Below are 19385 nucleotides of genomic sequence, written 5' to 3' on the forward strand. Positions count from 1 at the left end.
ATGCATAAAAAACGTACAAAGAGACAAACGTTAGCGAGCTGGACACTTGAAACCAAGTGCCAGTAATCAAGAGCGCGGAAAAAGGAGCTTGTTTGATATGTTGACCGCCACTTATTCTTTGGTAGCATTGTCTGCCGAACAAAAAAATGCCCGCAACATGCTGTCCCGGCTGCATGGCCAGATCCAGGACATCCTGCACGATTTGCAATACATTAATCAGGCATGCGTGGAAAATGCCCTGTGTCGCCTGGAGCAATTCGAGGAGTATTGCCACAAGCGCAAAGTCGAGGCTTATGTCATCCCGGCGATTCGCAAGAGCACCCGCAAGGCCGATCCGATACTGGCCGAGCTTGAGTCCCTGAGTTCGCGCAGCATGCGTATCCTGCGCTCCTTGCACGAACAATTGCGCAGTGCCTTCGAACGCGGCATGGGCGATGTCCGGAAGGTCTGTGCCGACATGGACCTGTATTGCACTAATTTGCGCGAGCGCTTCCTCAAGGAAGAAGAGGAGCTCCTTCCCATTGTCCGGGCCTTGCTGCCGATCGAGGATTGGTTCACCCTTGCTGCCAAATTCCTGTCCGAGGATGAAAAACACCGCCATCCTGCACCAACTCCAGGCGTCAGCCGCTCGCGTGCCAGCCAGACTGGCCGAACTGCAGCCTGACGGAGTGCAGGCTTGAATAAAAAGAGCGACCTGGTCGCTCTTTTTTTATAGCTGCCGTCACATGCGCCCCTTGCAGGGAAGGGCGTTTCTTGGCATCGTGTCAGCACTTCTTGAAATTCCCTGTCATGCCGAAAATCTTTTCTTCCTTTACCCGTTTTTCCCTGCGCGACCTGATCGTGACGGCCGGACCCGTAACACTGCTGGTCGTCGGCTTATGCATCGTTGCCTACCGCCTGGTGGATCCGTCGCCGCCAAAAAATGTCGTCATGTCTACTGGCCAGGAAAACAGTGCCTATGAAGCCTTCGGCAAGAAATACGCGGCAGTGCTGGCGCAGCAGGGCATTCACGTCGACTTGCGCGATTCGCCGGGGTCGCAGGAAAACCTGCAGCGCCTGCGCAACCCGGAGTCCGGGGTCGATATCGCCTTCGTGCAAAGCGGCTCGACCGAGCAGGCCGAAGCCGAGCGGCAGGGGCTGGTGTCACTGGGGAGCTTGTTTACCGAGCCTGTGTGGATTTTCATACGCGGCAAAAAACCAGTGACGGAACTGGGCCAGCTGCGTGGCCTGAAGATCAATGTGGGGCCGGACGGCACAGGCGTGCCGCAGCTTTTCAAAAGTCTGCTGGACGTGAATAACATCGAGGCGGCAGAAGTCAGGCTCGGTACCCTGGAGAACACGCCTGCCACTGTTAAATTGCTAGCCGGACGGATTGATGGGGTGGTGTTCAGTTCAGCCCCGGATGCGCCGCTGATCCAGATGCTCTTGCAAACGCCAGGCATCCAGCTGGTGGATTTTCCGCAAGCCGAAGCCTATACGCGGCGGTTTCCATTCCTGTCGCATGTGGTGCTGCCCCGCGGGATCGCCGATCTCGGCAAGAACCTGCCGGCGCGCAATTACCACCTGATTGCGCCGACCGCGACCCTGGTAGCGCGCGAAGACTTGCACCCGGCCCTGGTGGACCTGTTCGTGCGGGCGGCGGCGGGTATCCATGGCGGCGCGGGCTGGTTCAATGCACAGCGGGCTTTTCCGACGGCCAGCTATACCGAGATCCCGGTGGCGCGCGATGCCGAACGCTATTACAAGAGTGGGCCGACTTTTTTCGATCGTTACCTGCCGTTCTGGCTGGCGAATTTCTTTAGCCGCATGTGGGTGGTGATCATTGCTCTGGGCGCCCTGGCGTTGCCCTTGTCGCGGATCGTGCCGCCGCTGTATGTCTGGAAGGTACGCTCGCGCGTCTATCGCTGGTACGGCAAGCTGCGCGCGGTGGAGCAGGCAATCGAGGGCGTGCCGGCGGAACAGCGTGCCGAGGTGTATCAGGCGCAATTGCAGCGCTTGGGCGAAATCGAGGAAAAGGCCAACCATATCTCGATTCCGCTATCCTATGCAGAGGAGCTCTACGGCTTGCGCAGCCATATCAATTTCGTGCGCAAGCGCATCATGTGGCTGATGCAGGAACACGGCGGCAACGGCGCCGGCCTCATTCAGGAGCCCCCCGGCGGCGCCTGATCAGGCGCCGATCCAGGGCAGGCTGGCCTTGCACCAGCCCGAGACGGCCTTGCGATGGCCCTGTTCATTCTTGTCGCCCTCAAAGCCTTCGAGGATGTCATAGCAATGCTTGTATCCCTGTTCGGTTGCCAGCTTGGCGGCGTGGCGCGAACGCACGCCCGAACGGCACAGGAATAACAGGGTGTCGCCCTTGCCGGCGAATTCGGCGAGTTGCGCGAGGAAATCCGGATTGTGCACGCCCTCCGGATACAGGTTCCATTGCACGGCATGGTGCTGTGCCGCAGGCAAGGCCACACGGCCAACCCAGTCGCGTTCGGCGGCGGTACGCACATCCACCAGCTTGACTGCGGGATCGGCTTGCAAAAGGTCGTAGGCTTGCTGGGGAGTGACTGCGCCGGCATAGGGCAGGCTGGCGTCCTGCGCGCGTTTGTGTGCAGAAATGAGAATGTCAGCAGCTGTCGTCATGGCAAGTTGTGCTCAGAATATACGCAAAAGTATCATTATAGTGGCCTTGTTGCATCCTCATGAATGGCATGAAAATTCACTTGTGATCGCGTCGCACTAAAATGGTGCGAAGAAATTTATTTCAGTACGGAAATCACTCTAATGGTGCAATTTATTTGACGCGCATTAAATTGGTGCAAACTGTTCCCGGGTGATTTGCGCGAACCCTGGCGAATGGGCTCACAATTGCGGGAGTTCGCTGCAAATACTCAAGGCAGGATTTGCTCGTATGGTGGCATAGATCCTGCTATCATTCCGGGTTGAATTTTTGATTTTGCTTAAGCCCGCTGATGCCTTGTTGTTCTGCGCATGGCCAATTCAAATTCAGTTCAAGTTTTTCATATCATTTCCGCTTACATTTAGGAGATTCGCATGGCAAGAACGGCCGCAGAGGTCTTGAAGATGGTGAAAGACAACGAAGTCAAATTCGTTGATTTCCGTTTTGCTGACACACGGGGCAAGGAACAGCACGTTACCGTGCCTGTTTCCCACTTCGACATCGACAAGTTCGAATCCGGCCATGCCTTCGACGGTTCGTCGATCGCCGGCTGGAAGGGTATCGAAGCCTCCGACATGCTCCTGATCCCCGATCCGAACACGGCCAATATCGATCCGTTCATGGAAGAAACCACGCTGTTCATGCAGTGTGACGTGATCGAACCGTCCGATGGCAAAGGCTACGACCGCGACCCGCGCTCGATCGCCAAGCGCGCAGAAGCCTACCTGAAATCCTCCGGCCTGGGCGACACCGCCTACTTCGGCCCGGAACCGGAATTCTTCATCTTTGACAGCGTGCGCTGGAAGTCCGACATGTCCGGCTGCTTCGTCAAGATCGATTCCGAAGAAGCATCGTGGACCACCGGCGAGAAGCTCGAAGGCGGCAACAGCGGCCATCGTCCGACCGTCAAGGGTGGCTATTTCCCGGTGCCCCCGGTCGACAGCTTCCAGGACATGCGCTCGGAAATGAGCCTGATCCTCGAATCGCTGGGCATCCCGGTTGAAGTGCACCACCACGAAGTGGCCGGCGCTGGCCAGAATGAACTCGGCACCAAGTTTTCCACCCTGGTGGAACGCGCTGACTGGACCCAGAACCTGAAGTACGTGGTCTGGAACGTTGCCCACACCTATGGCAAGACTGCAACCTTCATGCCGAAGCCGATCGTTGGCGACAATGGCTCGGGCATGCACGTGCACCAGTCGGTCTGGAAAGATGGCAAGAACCTGTTCGCCGGCGACGGCTATGCCGGTCTGTCCGATTTCGCCCTGTACTACATCGGTGGCATCATCAAGCACGCCCGTGCACTGAACGCGATCACCAATCCTGGCACCAACTCGTACAAGCGCCTGGTGCCTGGCTATGAAGCACCGGTCAAGCTGGCTTACTCGGCCAAGAACCGTTCGGCTTCGATCCGCATTCCGCACGTGGCCAACCCGAAGGGCCGCCGCGTCGAAGCGCGCTTCCCGGATCCGCTGGCCAATCCGTACCTGTGTTTTGCCGCATTGCTGATGGCAGGCCTGGACGGCGTGCAGAACAAGATCCATCCTGGCGAAGCAGCCTCGAAGGACCTGTACCACCTGCCGCCGGAAGAAGATGCACTGATCCCGACCGTGTGCTCGTCGCTCGAGCAAGCGCTGGAAGCCCTCGACAAGGACCGCGAGTTCCTGACCCGTGGCGGCGTCTTCAGCGACAGCATGATCGACGCTTACCTGGAACTGAAGATGGGCGAAGTCCAGCGCATGCGCATGACCCCGCATCCGGTTGAATTCGACATGTATTATTCGTCGTAATCCAGCTGCGTTAAGCACTTCTAAAAGGGCGGGTTTCCCGCCCTTTTATTTTGTGCGTTGTAATATTAGAAAAAGTGTTAAGCAGCAATTGTAAATAATTGATTCTTATCCTAAACTGGCATTCCGTAATGTTGGTTTCTCATAAGTAAAATTATGAAATTTGCAATAATCTCAGCGTTCCTGCTGGCCGGATTTTATTCCTCCTCGGTGCTTGCGCAGTCGGAGGTTTTCCTCTGCGTCGACGAGCGCGGCAACAAGGAATACAAGAATACCGGCGGCACCAAGGGGTGCAAGCGGGTCGAGCTTCCCGGCATTACGACCATCGAGGCGCCGCGTGCGCGCCAGGTTGCGGCGTCGGGTAACGCCGCGCCCAAGGTGCCGGCGCCAACCGATTTCCCCAAGGCCGATGGCAATGCACAAAAGGCGCGCGATAGCGACCGCCGCCAGATTCTCTCGGACGAGTTGAAAAACGAAGAGCAAAAGCTGGCGAACCTGAAAAAGGAATTCAACAATGGCGAGCCCGAACGCCAGGGCGGCGAGCGCAACTACGCCAAGTACCAGGAGCGCGCCGCGTCGATGAAGCAAGACGTGGAGCGCAGCGAAAAGAATGTCGAGGCGCTCAAGCGGGAAATCGCCAACCTGAAGTAGGTATGGCAATTGCTTAATAGAGGCCGCGCTATGCGGCTTTTTTTATTTTTAAGACTATCTTGAACGCGAATATACCTCTGCTGCCCGAATTGAATGGCCTCGATATGCTGGCATCGGCCGTGCTCATCCTGGACGACGACAACCGGATTGTCTACGCCAACCCGGCTGCCGAGCATTTGCTGGAAAGTTCATTCAAGGCCTTGTCGCATCATCGCTTCACGGAACTGTTCCAGAATGGCGAGCCGCTTGGCGCCTTGTTCCGTCAGGCCAGCGAGAACCAGTTCGCCGACTGGCGCCAGGACCTGACTCTGGAGCGCGTCGGCCGCGACGCATTGCATGTGCATTGCATCATCAGCGCACTGCACCGCCCGGGCATGGCGATCCTGATCGAGTTGCGCGAAAACGTCCAGCAGTTGAAGCTCGACCGCGAGGAGCGCCTGCTCGACCAGAGCCAGGCCAACAAGGAACTGATCCGTAACCTCGCCCATGAAATCAAGAATCCGCTGGGCGGCATTCGCGGCGCGGCCCAGTTGCTGGAGCTGGAATTGCCGGAGCGCCACCTGAAGGAGCTGCGCGAATACACGCAAGTCATCGTCAAGGAAGCCGACCGGCTGCAAACGCTGGTCGACCGCCTGCTGGCGCCGCACCGGCGCCCGCATATCGTTGGCGACGTCAATATCCACGAGGTCTTCGAGCGTGTGCGCAGCCTGATCCTGGCGGAATTCCCCAACGGGCTGACGATCAGGCGCGATTACGACTTGTCCATACCGGAGTTCAGGGGCGACAACGAGCAGCTCATCCAGGCCGTGCTGAACATTGCCCACAATGCTGCCCAGGCGCTGGCGCCGCGCATTGCGGCAGGCGATGCCGAGCTGGTTTTCCTGACCCGCATTGCGCGCCAGGTGACCCTGGCGAAGGTTCGTTATCGATTGGCATTAGATTTGCATATCATCGACAATGGACCTGGCATCCCGACAGAAATTCAGGACCGCATCTTCTATCCCCTGGTATCGGGAAGGGAGGGCGGCAGTGGCCTGGGACTGACGCTGGCGCAGACGTTCGTGCAGCAGCACATGGGCGTGATCGAATGCGCAAGCAAGCCGGGATGCACCGATTTCAGGATTTTGATACCGCTGCCCTGACAGGCATGACTGACGAGAAAATATGAAACCAATCTGGATAGTCGACGACGATGAATCGATCCGCTGGGTGCTTGAAAAGGCCCTGGCGCGCGAAAACCTGGCGACGCGCAGCTTTGCCAACGCCCGCGACGCCATGGATGCGCTCAAGACCAGTACCCCGCAGGTGCTGGTTTCGGATATCCGCATGCCCGGCGAGACCGGGCTCGAGCTGCTGCAAACGGTCAAGGCTACCCATCCCGGCTTGCCGGTGATTATCATCACGGCCTTTTCCGACCTGGATTCCGCCGTGGCGGCATTCCAGGGCGGCGCCTTCGAATACCTGGCCAAGCCCTTCGATGTCGACAAGGCGGTCGAGCTGATCCGGCGCGCGCTCGAGGAAAGCCTGCGCGAAGCCAATGTCGAGCAAGTCTCGGCGGAGACGCCGGAAATCCTCGGCCAGGCGCCGGCCATGCAGGATGTGTTCCGCGCCATCGGCCGGCTGTCGCAATCCAATGTCACGGTGCTGATCACGGGCGAGTCCGGCAGCGGCAAGGAACTCGTGGCGCGCGCCCTGCACAAGCACAGCCCGCGCGCCGCGCAGCCCTTCATTGCGCTCAATACCGCGGCGATTCCGAAAGACTTGCTGGAGTCGGAGCTGTTCGGCCATGAGCGCGGCGCCTTTACCGGCGCGCAGGTGACGCGGCGCGGCCGTTTCGAGCAGGCCGAGGGCGGCACGCTGTTCCTCGATGAAATCGGCGACATGCCTTTCGACTTGCAGACGCGCCTCTTGCGGGTGCTCTCGGATGGCCACTTCTACCGCGTCGGCGGCCACCAGCCGCTCAAGGCTAATGTGCGCGTGATTGCCGCCACCCACCAGAACCTGGAGAGCCGCGTCAAGGATGGCCTGTTTCGCGAAGACTTGTTCCATCGCCTGAACGTCATCCGCCTGCGCCTGCCCAGCCTGCGCGAGCGCCACGAAGACATTCCGCTTTTGACCCGGCACTTCCTGGCGCAAAGCGCCAAGCAGCTCGGCGTCGAAGCCAAGCGCATGTCCGAAAGCGCCATGCAATTCCTCGCCACGCGCGAGTTGCCGGGCAACGTGCGCCAGCTGGAAAATCTCTGCAACTGGATCACCGTCATGGCGCCTGGCCAGACGGTCGAGATCAAGGATCTGCCGCAGGATCTCATCGAAGAAAAGGGTGTCGAGCCAATCGGGCCGGTCGCTTCTGCGATGGCCTTGCCTGTCCAGGCTGGTGCGTTTTCGGCGGGCGATGCACCGGTGGGGGGCATTCCCCTTAACGGTGCTTCCCATGTCGCCCCGGCTGGCATGCCGCCTTACCTGAACGGTGGCGAGAGCTGGATATCGCTGCTGGAATCGGAAGCCGCACAGATGCTGTCCGCGGGACAGCCCGAAGTGATGGAAGCCCTCGGGCGCCAATTCGAGTCGGCCCTGATCAAGGTGGCGTTGAAGCATACCCATGGCCGCAAGAACGATGCCGCGGTCCGCCTGGGCATCGGGCGCAATACCATCACCCGCAAGATCCAGGAACTGGGCATTTCCGGCGCCAAGGACGACTAGGCCTTAATTTCCCGATCCTGCGGCCGCAGCGCCGGACTCCGGTCCCGCGCTGATTTCGTTTCTGTTCGGCGTCAATGGGTCGCTCGCTTCGTGGGCCACCGCTGGCGTGGCGACTTCGTTCTCCATGGCCTGCATGCCGCGCGCGTCGCCGACCAGCGTGCGTCCGCCCTGGCGCCGCACGATAATGCCTTGTCCCGGCGGCGGCCCTGCCCGCGGCAGTCCATCCGGCCCTTCTGCGTCTGGGCTTGCCGCTGAAACCTCATACGTGTCCGACGATGCGCCGTCGCGCTCCTGCGGTGCGCGCCGTGCCAGCAGGGTGGGGCGCAGCGGCCGCGGAAATTGCGCAGCCAGGTCGATGCGTTTCTCGCGCAGGGTATTGCGGAAAAAGTCCCCCACCACGAGGATCGCATTGTGGCCGCCCTGGCCCCAGTAGCTGCTGCGCATGGTCACTCGCTGGTCGTTGAAGCCGATCCAGGCGCCAGCGACCAGTTCGGGATGCATCAGGATGAACCAGCCATCGGTATTGTTCTGGGTGGTGCCGGTCTTGCCGGCGATGTCGGCATCGATGCCGAACTGGCGCTTGACGACTTTGCCGGTGCCCTGGTCCACGGCACCGCGCAGCATGTCGATCAGCTCGGTCGACACTTCCTCGGAAAGGACGCGTTCGCCGACCTGCGTACCGAATTCGGCCACCAGGCCGCCGTAACGGTCGACGATGCGCTTGACCGATACCGGCGGGCGGTATTCGCCTGCGCGGGCGATGGTGGCATAGGACGAGACCATTTCCAGCAAGGTGACCGGGCTGGTGCCAAGGGCAATCGAGATCACCGGGTCGAGGCGGCTCTGGCGCACGCCCATTGCCTGGGCGAGATCGACCACGGGATCGATGCCAACGTCTTGCATGACCTGCGCGGTAATGGTGTTTTTCGAATACACCAGGCCTTCGCGCAAGCTCATGGGGCGGTTTGCGACATCCATGTCGGTCGGACGCCATTTGCGGCCGTCGGCCATGGTAATTTCGACCGGGCCAGCCCGGTAAGAATGGCGCGGACTGATGCCTTGCTCAAGCGCCGCGGCGTACACGAAGGGCTTGAAGGTAGAGCCAGGCTGGCGCACCGCTTGCGCGACATGGTCGAACTGGTCGATATTGAAATCACGGCTGCCGACCCAGGCCTTGATTTCGCCGCTGGCAGGATCCATCGCCAGGAAGCCGGCTTCCAGGCGAGATTTTCTTTCAAGTAATTGCCGCATGAATTTGCGGTCCGCCTTCATCTGCGCCAATGCACCCACCGGACCGGCCCCGCCGGCAGCGTATTTCCGGTAATCGCCTGATTCACGAATGAAGGACTCGACCAGTTCCGGGCGCGACTTCCAGAGGTGGCTGAAGGGCGTAATTTCATCGTGCATGCGGGCATAAAAATCGGCATGCAGGGAAGCGCGCAGGCGGCTCGATCCCCACTCGACATCGGCGATGCGCTGCAGCGCCAGTGCCTGGTGCTCGACTGCGCGTTCGGCGACCGCCTGCATCTCGGGTTCGAGGGTGGTGTGTATCACCATCCCGTCAGACTGCAGGTCGTGGCCCTCGCGCTCGGCCCATTCGGCCAGCCACTTGCGCACGTGGGCGGTGAAATGCGGGGCGGTGCCGCCCACGGCCGGGATGCGGTGCAGCGCAGCGCCCAGCGGCTGCCCGATGACCGCGTCAAATTCCGGCTGGGTCAGCAAGCCCTGGCGCAGCAGCTGGCCAAGCACCACATTGCGCCGCTTCAGCGCCCGCTCTGGGTTCTTGACGGGGTTGTAATACTGGGTGCCTTTGAGCATGCCGACCAGGGTGGCGCTTTCGGCCACGCTCAGTTGCGCCGCCGGCTTGCCGAAATACGTGCGCGCGCCCATCTCGATGCCGTAGGCGTTGTACAGGAATGGCACTGTGTTGAGATAGATTTCAAGGATTTCCTGCTTGTCGTATGCACGTTCGATCTTCAGCGCAGTCAGCATTTCACGCGCCTTGCGGTGCACGCTGCGGGTGCGGCCGATCTCTTCGGGAAAGAGGTTGCGCGCCAGTTGCTGGGTAATGGTCGAGCCGCCCTGGTCGCGCCCGCTCAGGGTGTGCGCCACTGCCAGCGCAGTGCGGCGCAGGTCGACGCCGCTGTGTTCAAAGAAGCGCTGGTCTTCGGTCGCGATCAGCGCGCGCAACACATGGGGCGCTACCTGCTTCAGCGCAATCTGTTCCTGCTGCTTCTGGCGGAATTCTCCCAGCACGCTGCCATCGGCGGCCAGGATGATGCTTGGCCGGGCATGGCGGACTTTTTCCACGATGTCCAGTTCGGGCACGCTGGGCAATAGCCAGGCGAGGTAAGTCAGGCCGGAAAGCAGGGCGACACTGATGCACACGCCGATTGCCGTGGCGAACCCGCGCAACAGCCGGCGCCAGAATCGTTTGCCGGAAACGGCGGCAATGTCGGAATTGTTTTTGTTGAGCAAAGCCGTATCTCCCATGCAATCATCGCGCATTGGCCTGCGCGTATGGCATGTATGGGAGGTTAACCTTGCAAGGGAAGACGGCGAAAAAAATCAGGCCGCCAAAGTGACCTGGTTCACATTGAAATTACCAGCAGGAATAATTAATTCTCGCAGTATTGTTTTACAACAAAATCAGCCGGTGACTTGTACCCTGGCGGCACCATCCGTCATTTCGCCGATGACAGCCGCATCCGCAAAGCCTTCGCGATGGAAAATTTCTAGTACCTGGTCGACGGCATCGGCAGCGCACGATACCAGCAAGCCGCCGGAAGTCTGCGGGTCGGTCAGCAAGGCTTGCTGCACCGGTGTGATGCCGGCGGCCAGGTCGACATCGTGACCATAGCCTGCCCAGTTGCGCCCCGATGCTCCGGTAATGAAGCCGCCCTCGGCCAGTTGTGCGACGCCCGGCAGCAACGGCACTTGCGCCATGTCGAGGCGCACGGTGAGCCCGGCGCCGCGCGCCAGCTCCAGCGCATGGCCCAGCAGGCCGAAGCCGGTGACATCGGTCAGGGCATGCACGCCCGGCAGCTCCGACAGCGCCTTGCCGGGCTTGTTGAGCTTGGTGGTATTGGCAATCATGGCGGCATAGCCCGCGGCATCCAGGGCATTCTTTTTCAATGCAGCGGACAGTACGCCCACGCCGAGCGGCTTGCCGAGGATGAGCTTGTCGCCGGCGCGGGCATCGGCATTGCGCTTGATCTTCGAGGGATGCACGATGCCCATCACGACCAGGCCATAGATCGGTTCGACCGAATCAATGGTATGGCCACCGGCGATCGGGATGCCGGCTTCGGCGCAGGCCGCTTCGCCGCCCTGGATGATCTTGCCGATGATATCGATGGGCAACTGGTTGACCGGCATGGCCACCAGCGCCAGCGCCATGATTGGCGTGCCGCCCATGGCATACACGTCGGAAATCGCATTGGTGGCTGCGATGCGGCCAAAGTCGAAGGGATCGTCGACGATGGGCATGAAAAAATCGGTGGTGGCGATCAGCGCCTGCTCATCGTTCAATTTGTAGACGGCGGCGTCATCCGCCGTCTCTATGCCAACCAGTAATTCCTTTGGCACCGGGAAGCCGCTGGATTTTTTCAGGATTTCGGACAGGATGCCGGGTGCGATCTTGCAGCCGCAACCGCCGCCGTGTGAAAACGAAGTGAGCCGGATGCCGGGTTCGATGGGTGCATTCATGGGGAAGTAGTCCTGTGTGTGTCCTTGCTGTGAAGCATATTATCCACCAACTCCAGCAGGGTCGCCTGCTCGCGCTGCGGCGCGAACAAAGGTGTGCGCGCCTGGCATTGCTGAAGAAGCCGGGCATAAAATTCCGTGTCTGTGGCGGCGCGCTCGATGGCTTGCGCCAGTGCGGCACTGTCACCCGGCGCAAAATAGCCGGCATAATCGTCACCAAGCATGCCGCGGTTGCCGGGAATATCCGATGCCAGCACCGGCACGCCGGAGGTGAGCGCCTCGATGATGACATTGGCGCCGCCTTCCATGCGCGAAGTAATTACCATCAGATGGCTGCGTCTCAGGCGGCGGCGCGTTTCGCCATGGGGCAGCGCATTCAGCCAGTGGTAATTGTGCAGGCACTTTGCTGTAGTTTCGGCTTGCACCGCCAGGCCCGCATCCAGCGCGCCGCCGATGTGCCGCAGGCGGATGCGTGGCAGCGAGAGCAGGGCGGCTGCGCGCATGAACGTGGCTGGATCCTTTTCTTCGCGCAAGTGGCCGATCATGCAGACATCGAAGTGCCGCATCCGGCGCTTGACCTCGGCGCTGATGGATTTGAGCGCGGGCGCAGACTGGTAGACGACACTGGCCCTGGTGCGCACTTCCGGCGGAAGTGCCTGCAAGCCGGCCTGTTGCAGCACCACCAGGCGGTCGGCGCGCATCAGGCTCCGGGCCGCGGCGGCATCGGTATGGATATCGCGATACAGGTCGGTGCCGGTCAGCACCAGCAGCACCGGTATGCCCGGGTAGTGTTTTTCCAGCGAGACCAGGGCCGCTGCGGAGCGGCGCGCATGCAGGGCAATCACGAGTTCGGGGGCGCGCGGCAAAGGCGGTAGCGGCAATGTCGTGCCGTCACCGCTGTGCAAAATCGTGACCGCATATTGCTCGCCCAGCATGTGTGCCCAGCGCCTGGCGGTTTGCCAGTTGCCGTTATTGGCATTTGCCAGGGCAGGGCTGATCATGACAATATGTGATTTCAACCGCATGGTTTCCCAATAAATGACGCCATCCCCGTTATCCGTGAATGTCTCGTTCCGTCAGGCATCGCCGCCTGAACTGGCGCTTGCCTTGCGCGATGCGCGTGATTATACGTTGCTCCTGTTCGAGCGATTTCTCGAGGCCGGGCTGGATGCGCCGGCACGCGTGCCGCGCCTGGCGATCGTCAATCCGCCGCTGTGGGAACTGGGTCATATCGCCTGGTTTGCCGAGTGGTATATCCTGCGCGAGGCGCAATCCAGTCATCCGGCGGCAGCCGAACACCCCTCCATGCTGCGTTATGGCGATGACTGGTTCGATTCCAATACGGTGCCGCACGATGCCCGCTGGACGCTCGGCCTGCCTAGCGCCGGCCCCCTGAAAACCTATTGCCGCGAAGTGCTGGACCGGGTGCTGGACAAGCTCGCGCGCACACCCGCGCGCGAAGACAAACTTTATCCTTACCGTTTGGCGCTGGCGCACGAAGACATGCATGGCGAAGCCTTTGCCTATACCTTGCAGACGCTGGGCCTGGCCGCGCCCGCGCAGCCAGGCCGGCAGCAGGCGAGCGCCGGGCCATCGCGCGAAATCCGTTTTGCCGGCGGCAGCTTCCTGCGCGGCAGCGCTCCCGATAACGGCTTTGTCTTTGACAATGAGAAATGGGCCCATGCCTGCTACGTGCCGCCGTTTGCGATGGATGCGGCACTGGTATCCAATGCGCAATACGGCGAATTCGTGGCAGACGGCGGCTACGATAATCCACGCTTCTGGACACCGGCCGCACGGGCCTGGCTGCTGCGGCAGGAACGTTCGGCGCCACAGGGATGGCAGCGCGAGGGAAAAGGCTGGCTGACCCAGCGCTTCGGCCGCCCGATGATGCTGGCGCCGCAGGAGCCGGTGCGCCATGTCAGCCTGTATGAAGCGCAGGCCTATTGCGCCTGGGCCGGCAGGCGCCTGCCGGGTGAAGCCGAATGGGAGTATGCCGCGCTGGACGGACATCCGCAGTTTCGCTGGGGGGAGCTGTGGGAATGGACGGCTTCGCCGTTCGAACCGTATCCCGGCTTTACCGCGGATGCCTACCGCGAGTACTCGGCGCCGTGGTTCGGCTCGCACCAGGCGGTGCGCGGCGCCTCGTTTGCCACGCAACCGCGCCTGCGTTCGGCGAAGTACCGCAATTTCTATCTGCCGGAGCGCGCGGATATCTTTGTCGGCTTTCGCACTTGCGCGCAATAGCCTGACGGCACAACTGAAAACGGCCGCCGGATTTGCATCCGGCGGCCGTCCTTATTGCGGACTATTTATGCGGATCAGCGATCGCCATACGAACGGCGCGGGCTGTCGCCCTTGTAGCCGCCTTCCTTGCGCGGCGCCGAAGGCTTGCTGAAAGTACGCTGGCCCGGCTTGGCACTGTTGCCGGCATTGCCGCCAGCACTGCGGCCTGCGCCCGGCTTCCAGCCGCCCGGCTTGCGCGCGGAACGTGGCGCCGATGCCGTCTTTTTCGGCTCGAAGCCTTCGATCACGTCGACCGGAATCGTTTGCTTGGTGAAGCGTTCGATGCGCTTGACGTTCATGCCTTCCGCATGGTTTACCAGCGAAATCGCCAGGCCATTGCGGCCGGCGCGGCCGGTACGGCCGATGCGGTGCACGTAATCTTCCGGGAATTTCGGCAAGTCATAGTTGAACACGTGGGTGATCGCCGGCACGTCGATGCCGCGGGCGGCAACGTCGGTTGCGACCAGCACGCGGACCTGGCCATTGCGCATGGCGTTCAGGGTGCGGTTGCGGGCGCCCTGGTGCATGTCGCCATGCAGCGCGGCAGCAGCGAAGCCGGCGATGTTCAGGCGGTCGGCCAGCGTATCGGCGTCGCGCTTGGTGGCGGTAAACACCACTGCCTGATCCATGGTGGTATCGGTCAGCAAGTGGTCGAGCATGCGGTTCTTGTGCGACAGGTCATCGACGAAATGCACGCGCTGCTGGATGTTTTCATGCTTGTTGCCGGCGCTGGCGATCTGGATCACCTGCGGCTCGCGGGTGATGCGACGGGCCATCGAGCCAACCACGCCATCCAGCGTGGCCGAGAACAGCATGGTCTGGCGGGTTGCCGGGGTGGCAGCGACGATTTTTTCGATATCTTCGATAAAGCCCATGTCGAGCATGCGGTCGGCTTCATCCAGCACCAGGATTTCCAGTTGCGAAAAGTCGATCTTGCCCGAATCCATATGGTCGATCAGGCGGCCAGGCGTTGCCACCAGAATTTCAGGATTGCGCGACAGCAATTGCATTTGTTTCGGGTAAGGCATGCCGCCCAGGATCGACACGGCCTTGACGCGGCGCATATGGATGCCGTACTTGTCGGTGGCGGTGGTCACTTGCAGGGCCAGTTCGCGGGTCGGTGTCAGCACCAGCATTTTCGGCTGGGCCGGCTGGAAGCGGGGACGGTCGCCACGTGCGCGCGCTGACTGGCGTTCCTGGTTCGCGGTCTTGCCGGCCTGCTCGGCTTCGGCATTGGCGAATTTGTGCAGCGACGGCAGCATGAAAGCGGCAGTCTTGCCGGAGCCGGTTTGCGAGGACACCAGCAGGTCGCGGCCTTCGATGGCTGCGGGAACGGCTTGCTGTTGCACTGCGGTCGGCTCGGTATAGCCGGCATCGGTCAGTGCCTTGAGAATGGACGCGTGCAAGCCTAATGCTTCAAAAGTCATTATTTTCTTTCGTAAAGATCAGCGCCGCGCACCATGAAAGATGCACGCGCGCAAAAAATGCAACGCCAACCAACGAAACGACTGAAAACTCGAAAAGATTCGTAGATTGTCAGATTTCGGCACAGAAAGCTTTGCGCCGGGACGGTGTTCAACTATAGACACCAGGGGCGGGAGGGCTTTGACGTGAAGCGAAGGGTTCGCGATGCGACAAGGTGATGCTTAAGCAGCGCATGTTGCACTGCAAGGTCGTTATTCTACAGGGGAAATCAACTTTGCGCAGGTTTCTTTTCGGCTAAAGGCGTTGCGGGGCGGGGCAGACAGCAAAAAGGCGGCTTGCGCCGCCTTGTCTTGCCTGCCTTGCCAATTGCTCTGGATCAGGCGTAGTCAGCCTGGTTCAGGCCCATGCCATGCGAAAATCCGCAGTCGACATAGGTGATTTCGCCGGTAATGCCGGAAGCCAGGTCCGACAGCAGGAAGGCGGCCGTATTGCCGACGTCATCGATGGTGACATTGCGGCGCAGCGGCGCGTGCGAAGCGACGAAGCCGAGCAGCTTGCCGAAGTCCTGGATGCCGCTGGCGGCCAGGGTCTTGATCGGGCCGGCGGAAATGCCGTTGACGCGCACGCCTTGCGGCCCGAGCGATTCTGCGGTGTAGCGCACGCTGGCTTCCAGCGACGCCTTGGCCAGACCCATGGTGTTGTAGTTCGGAATGGCACGCATGGCGCCCAGGTAGCTCAGGGTCAGCAGGGCTGCCTTGTCGCTCAGCATCGGGCGTGCGGCCTTGGCCATGGCCGGGAAGCTGTAGGCGGATATGTCATGGGCGATGCGGAAGCCTTCGCGCGACAGGCCATCGAGGAAGTCTCCGGCGATGGCTTCGCGCGGGGCAAAGCCGATGGCGTGCACCAGGCCATCGAGCTTGTCCCAGGATTTGCCGAGGTCGGCGAAGAGGGCATTGATCTGCTCGTCGCTGCCGACGTCGCAGTCAAAAATCAGGTCGCTGCCGAATTCCTTGGCAAAATCGGTGATGCGGTCCTTGAAACGCTCGCCAACATAGGTGAAGGCCAGCTCGGCGCCTTCGCGCTTGCAGGCCGTGGCAATGCCGTAGGCGATGGAGCGGTTCGACAACAGGCCCGTGATCAGGATTTTTTTGCCTTGCAAGAATGCCATGAGATACTCCGAATGTACTGATATAGTGATGCAAACCGAGCGAGATTGTAAGAGTTATGGGCTGCAACGGCAAATTTTTACGCATGCTTGATAAAAACTTGAAAAAACTGAGAACCCTGACCTTGCTGCTGGCGACCCTCGCCAGCCATAGCGGCGGCGCCTGGGCGGCGCATGCTTTTTCCCTATACGACACGCCGAAATACCCGGCGAACTTCACCCATTTCGGCTATGTCAATCCGGATGCGCCCCGGGGGGGGCGCTGTATCTGGCCAACCCGGACCGGCGCACCAGCTTCGACAAGTTCAACCCGTTTTCGCTCAAGGGTGTCGCCGCGGCCGGTGTTTCCGACCTCATGTTCGAGTCGCTGGCAGTAAGCTCCGCGGACGAAGTTGCGACCATGTACGGCTTGCTGGCGGACGACATGGTGCTGGCGCCGGACCGCATGTCGATGACGTTCCGGCTCAATCCCAAGGCCCGCTTCAACAATGGCGACCCGGTGCTTGCGGCGGACGTCAAGCATTCCTTCGATACCCTGATGAGCAAGGGGGCGCCGCAATTCAAGACGATTTTTGCCGATGTGAAGCAATGCGTGGTGTTGAACGAGCGCACCGTACGCTTCGATTTCAAGACGCAAAACCATGAATTGCCCCTGATTGTCGGCGGTGTGCCGGTATTTTCGCGCAAATGGGGCGCCAATACCCTGTTCGACAAAATCCAGCTGGAAGCGCCCATTGCCACTGGCCCCTACCTGATCGAGCGCTTCGATGTCGGCCGCAACATCACCTACAAGCGCAACCCCGATTACTGGGGCAGCGATGTGCCGGCGCGGCGCGGCACGTTCAACTTCGAGCGCATCGTCTACCGTTTTTACAAGGATGACGTGGCGCGCCTGGAAGCCTTCAAGGCAGGCGAGTTCGACGTCGTGGTCGAGTACAGCGCGAAGAACTGGGCGCGCAGCTACAAGGGGCCGAAATTTTCCAGCGGCGAAATCATCAAGCGCGAACTGACTCATTCCAACGGCGCCGGCATGCAGGGTTTCGTGATGAACCTGCGCCGCCCGCAATTCAAGGATGCGCGGGTGCGCCAGGCACTGGGCCTGGCACTGGATTATGAATGGATGAACCGGCAGCTGTTCTATGGCCAGTACAAGCGCATCTACTCGTTTTTCAACAACAGCGAGATGGCCGCCACCGGCCTGCCCTCGGCGGATGAATTGCGCCTGCTGGAGCCGCTGCGCGACAAGCTCGATCCGGCCGTATTCGGCCAGGCGCCGGTGCCGCCGGTGACCGATGCGCCATCCTCGCTGCGCGCCAACCTGCTGGCCGCGCGCGACTTGCTGGCACAGGCCGGCTGGACGTACCGCGACGGCGCCCTGCGCAATGCCAAGGGCGAGCCATTCACCTTTGAGATCATCGATGACCAGGGCGCCTTGTCGCGCGTCGTCAGCGTCTACGTGCGCAACCTGCAAAAACTCGGCATCCAGGTCAGCCAGCGCACCGCCGACTACGCGCTGGTGCAAAAGCGCATGGAAGAATTCGATTTCGACATGACCTCCATCCGCTTTCCCGACGTGACCAGCCCCGGCAATGAAATGTTCGACATGTTTGGCTCCAAAGCGGCCGACCAGAATGGCTCCAACAACGCCTGGGGGCTGAAGGACCCGGCAGTGGACCGCCTGGTGGAAGCGCTGGTCAAGGCGGAAACGCGCCGCGAACTGGTCGCCGCCGCGCGCGCGCTGGACCGCGTGCTGCTGCACAAGTACATTGTGGTGCCGCACTGGTATTCCTCGACCCACCGCGTGGCCTACCGCAACCGCTTCGGCATCCCGGCGGTCGCACCCCTGTATTACCAGGCCAACCCCTACGTGGTGTCGAGCTGGTGGGAACAGAAGCCGAGATAAGAAGAGGATAACGACGCGATGAATATCTGGACGTATATCGCCAAGCGGCTGTTGCTGATGTTGCCGACCCTGTTCGGCGTGGTCGCCATTACCTTCGCGGTGATCCAGTTCGTGCCCGGCGGGCCGGTGGAGCAGGCGCTGATGGAACTGAAAGGGCAGGTCGGCGCCGGCGAAGCCAGCGGTGGCGGCGCTTCGCAATACCGCGGCCGCCAGGGCATCGATGCCGAGCGCGTGGCCGAAATCAAGGCCTTGTACGGCTTCGACAAGCCGCCGGCAGAGCGCTTCTGGCAAATGTTGAAGGGTTTTGCCACCTTCGACCTGGGGCAAAGCTTTTACCATCACAAGGATGTGTGGGAACTGGTCAAGTCCAAGCTGCCGGTATCGATCACGATCGGCATGTGGACTTTTTTCCTGACGTACTTCATCTCGTTGCCGCTGGGGATCGCCAAGGCGGTGCGCGAAGGGAGCCGTTTCGACGCTATTTCCAGCATGGCAGTGCTCGTCGGCTATTCCATTCCCGGCTTCGTGCTGGGCGTATTCCTGCTGGTGCTGTTTGGCGGCGGCAGCTTCGTGCAGTGGTTCCCCTTGCGCGGCCTGACCTCGGATGACTGGGAAACGCTGTCCTGGTTCGGCAAGGTCAGGGATTACCTCTGGCACATCACGCTGCCGGTGACGGCCTCGGTGGCCGGATCGTTTGCCGTCATGACCATGCTGACCAAGAACACCTTTCTGGAAGAAATCCGCAAGCAATACGTGCTGACCGCGCGCGCCAAGGGATTGGCCGAAAATACCGTGCTTTACAAGCATGTCTTCCGCAATGCACTGATCCCGCTGGTGACCGGCTTTCCGGCCGCCTTCATCGGCGCCTTCTTCGCCGGCAGCCTCCTGATCGAAACCCTGTTTTCGCTCGATGGCCTGGGGCTGTTGTCGTATGAATCGGTGATCCGGCGCGACTATCCGGTGGTGATGGGCACGCTGTACCTGTTTACCCTGATCGGCCTGGTGGTCAAGCTGATCGGCGACCTGTGCTATGTGTGGGCTGACCCGCGCGTCCAGTTTGAAAGTCTTGCCCGATGACTCTTACGCCTGTTC

Annotated in this window: 14 protein-coding genes and 1 pseudogene; 9 read left to right on the forward strand and 6 right to left on the reverse strand. The window is 60.9% G+C overall.

Going from position 1 to position 19385, the window contains the following annotated elements:
• Positions 1–97: 97 nt before the first annotated feature.
• Both EKL02_RS07845 and EKL02_RS07850 read left to right on the forward strand, forming a co-directional pair.
• Entirely contained in the window at positions 98–664 is a 567-nt protein-coding gene (locus tag EKL02_RS07845) for a hypothetical protein (RefSeq protein ID WP_128901534.1), read from the forward strand.
• A gap of 125 nt (positions 665–789) precedes the next feature.
• On the forward strand, positions 790–2169 hold the full coding sequence (locus EKL02_RS07850) for a TAXI family TRAP transporter solute-binding subunit (RefSeq protein WP_128901535.1): 1380 nt from the start codon (positions 790–792) through the stop codon (positions 2167–2169).
• On the opposite strand, the gene EKL02_RS07855 is transcribed toward EKL02_RS07850, so the two are convergent.
• The gene (locus EKL02_RS07855) at positions 2170–2634 is read right to left on the reverse strand and encodes a rhodanese-like domain-containing protein (protein WP_128901536.1); all 465 of its coding nucleotides are present in this window, start codon (positions 2632–2634) and stop codon (positions 2170–2172) included.
• Between the two features lie 411 nt (positions 2635–3045).
• Between EKL02_RS07855 and glnA the strand changes: the two genes are divergently transcribed.
• From glnA to ntrC, 4 genes are all read left to right on the forward strand, one after another.
• A complete protein-coding gene (glnA, locus tag EKL02_RS07860) occupies positions 3046–4461 on the forward strand; it encodes a type I glutamate--ammonia ligase (RefSeq protein WP_128901537.1) in 1416 nt (471 codons plus the stop codon).
• A 153-nt stretch (positions 4462–4614) separates the two neighbouring features.
• Positions 4615–5109 carry a DUF4124 domain-containing protein gene (locus EKL02_RS07865; RefSeq protein ID WP_128901538.1) on the forward strand — a complete coding sequence of 165 codons (495 nt, stop codon included), beginning with the start codon at positions 4615–4617 and terminating at the stop codon, positions 5107–5109.
• 104 nt (positions 5110–5213) lie between these two features.
• Complete coding sequence (gene glnL, locus EKL02_RS07870; RefSeq protein WP_128903426.1) at positions 5214–6251, forward strand: nitrogen regulation protein NR(II); 1038 nt, start codon at positions 5214–5216, stop codon at positions 6249–6251.
• A gap of 22 nt (positions 6252–6273) precedes the next feature.
• Positions 6274–7809 carry a nitrogen regulation protein NR(I) gene (gene ntrC, locus EKL02_RS07875; protein ID WP_128901539.1) on the forward strand — a complete coding sequence of 512 codons (1536 nt, stop codon included), beginning with the start codon at positions 6274–6276 and terminating at the stop codon, positions 7807–7809.
• A 3-nt stretch (positions 7810–7812) separates the two neighbouring features.
• On the opposite strand, the gene EKL02_RS07880 is transcribed toward ntrC, so the two are convergent.
• The 3 genes from EKL02_RS07880 to senB all read right to left on the reverse strand — a co-directional run bounded on the left by EKL02_RS07880 (position 7813) and on the right by senB (position 12515).
• Positions 7813–10287 (reverse strand): transglycosylase domain-containing protein, encoded by a 2475-nt coding sequence (locus tag EKL02_RS07880; RefSeq protein ID WP_241687828.1) that lies wholly within the window; start codon positions 10285–10287, stop codon positions 7813–7815.
• Positions 10288–10458: 171 nt separating this feature from the next.
• Positions 10459–11517, reverse strand: coding sequence for a selenide, water dikinase SelD (gene selD / locus EKL02_RS07885; protein ID WP_128901541.1), 1059 nt, complete (start codon positions 11515–11517; stop codon positions 10459–10461).
• The gene (gene senB, locus EKL02_RS07890) at positions 11514–12515 is read right to left on the reverse strand and encodes a selenoneine biosynthesis selenosugar synthase SenB (RefSeq protein ID WP_241687829.1); all 1002 of its coding nucleotides are present in this window, start codon (positions 12513–12515) and stop codon (positions 11514–11516) included. The genes selD and senB overlap by 4 nt, the downstream gene beginning before the upstream one ends.
• 37 nt (positions 12516–12552) lie before the next feature.
• Between senB and senA the strand changes: the two genes are divergently transcribed.
• On the forward strand, positions 12553–13761 hold the full coding sequence (gene senA / locus EKL02_RS07895) for a selenoneine synthase SenA (protein WP_241687830.1): 1209 nt from the start codon (positions 12553–12555) through the stop codon (positions 13759–13761).
• A gap of 74 nt (positions 13762–13835) precedes the next feature.
• Here senA and EKL02_RS07900 read toward each other — a convergent pair whose 3' ends face one another.
• Together EKL02_RS07900 and fabI are read right to left on the reverse strand one after the other, a co-directional pair.
• Positions 13836–15227, reverse strand: coding sequence for a DEAD/DEAH box helicase (locus tag EKL02_RS07900; protein ID WP_128901543.1), 1392 nt, complete (start codon positions 15225–15227; stop codon positions 13836–13838).
• Positions 15228–15601: 374 nt separating this feature from the next.
• Positions 15602–16393 carry an enoyl-ACP reductase FabI gene (gene fabI, locus EKL02_RS07905; RefSeq protein ID WP_128901544.1) on the reverse strand — a complete coding sequence of 264 codons (792 nt, stop codon included), beginning with the start codon at positions 16391–16393 and terminating at the stop codon, positions 15602–15604.
• 83 nt (positions 16394–16476) lie between these two features.
• Here fabI and EKL02_RS07910 point away from each other — a divergent pair.
• Positions 16477–18293, forward strand: a pseudogene (locus EKL02_RS07910) (extracellular solute-binding protein).
• A gap of 18 nt (positions 18294–18311) precedes the next feature.
• Complete coding sequence (gene yejB, locus EKL02_RS07915) at positions 18312–19370, forward strand: microcin C ABC transporter permease YejB (RefSeq protein ID WP_128901545.1); 1059 nt, start codon at positions 18312–18314, stop codon at positions 19368–19370.
• The last annotated feature ends 15 nt before the right edge of the window (positions 19371–19385 follow it).

This window comes from Janthinobacterium sp. 17J80-10 (assembly GCF_004114795.1).
Classification (GTDB): Bacteria; Pseudomonadota; Gammaproteobacteria; order Burkholderiales; family Burkholderiaceae_D; genus Paucimonas.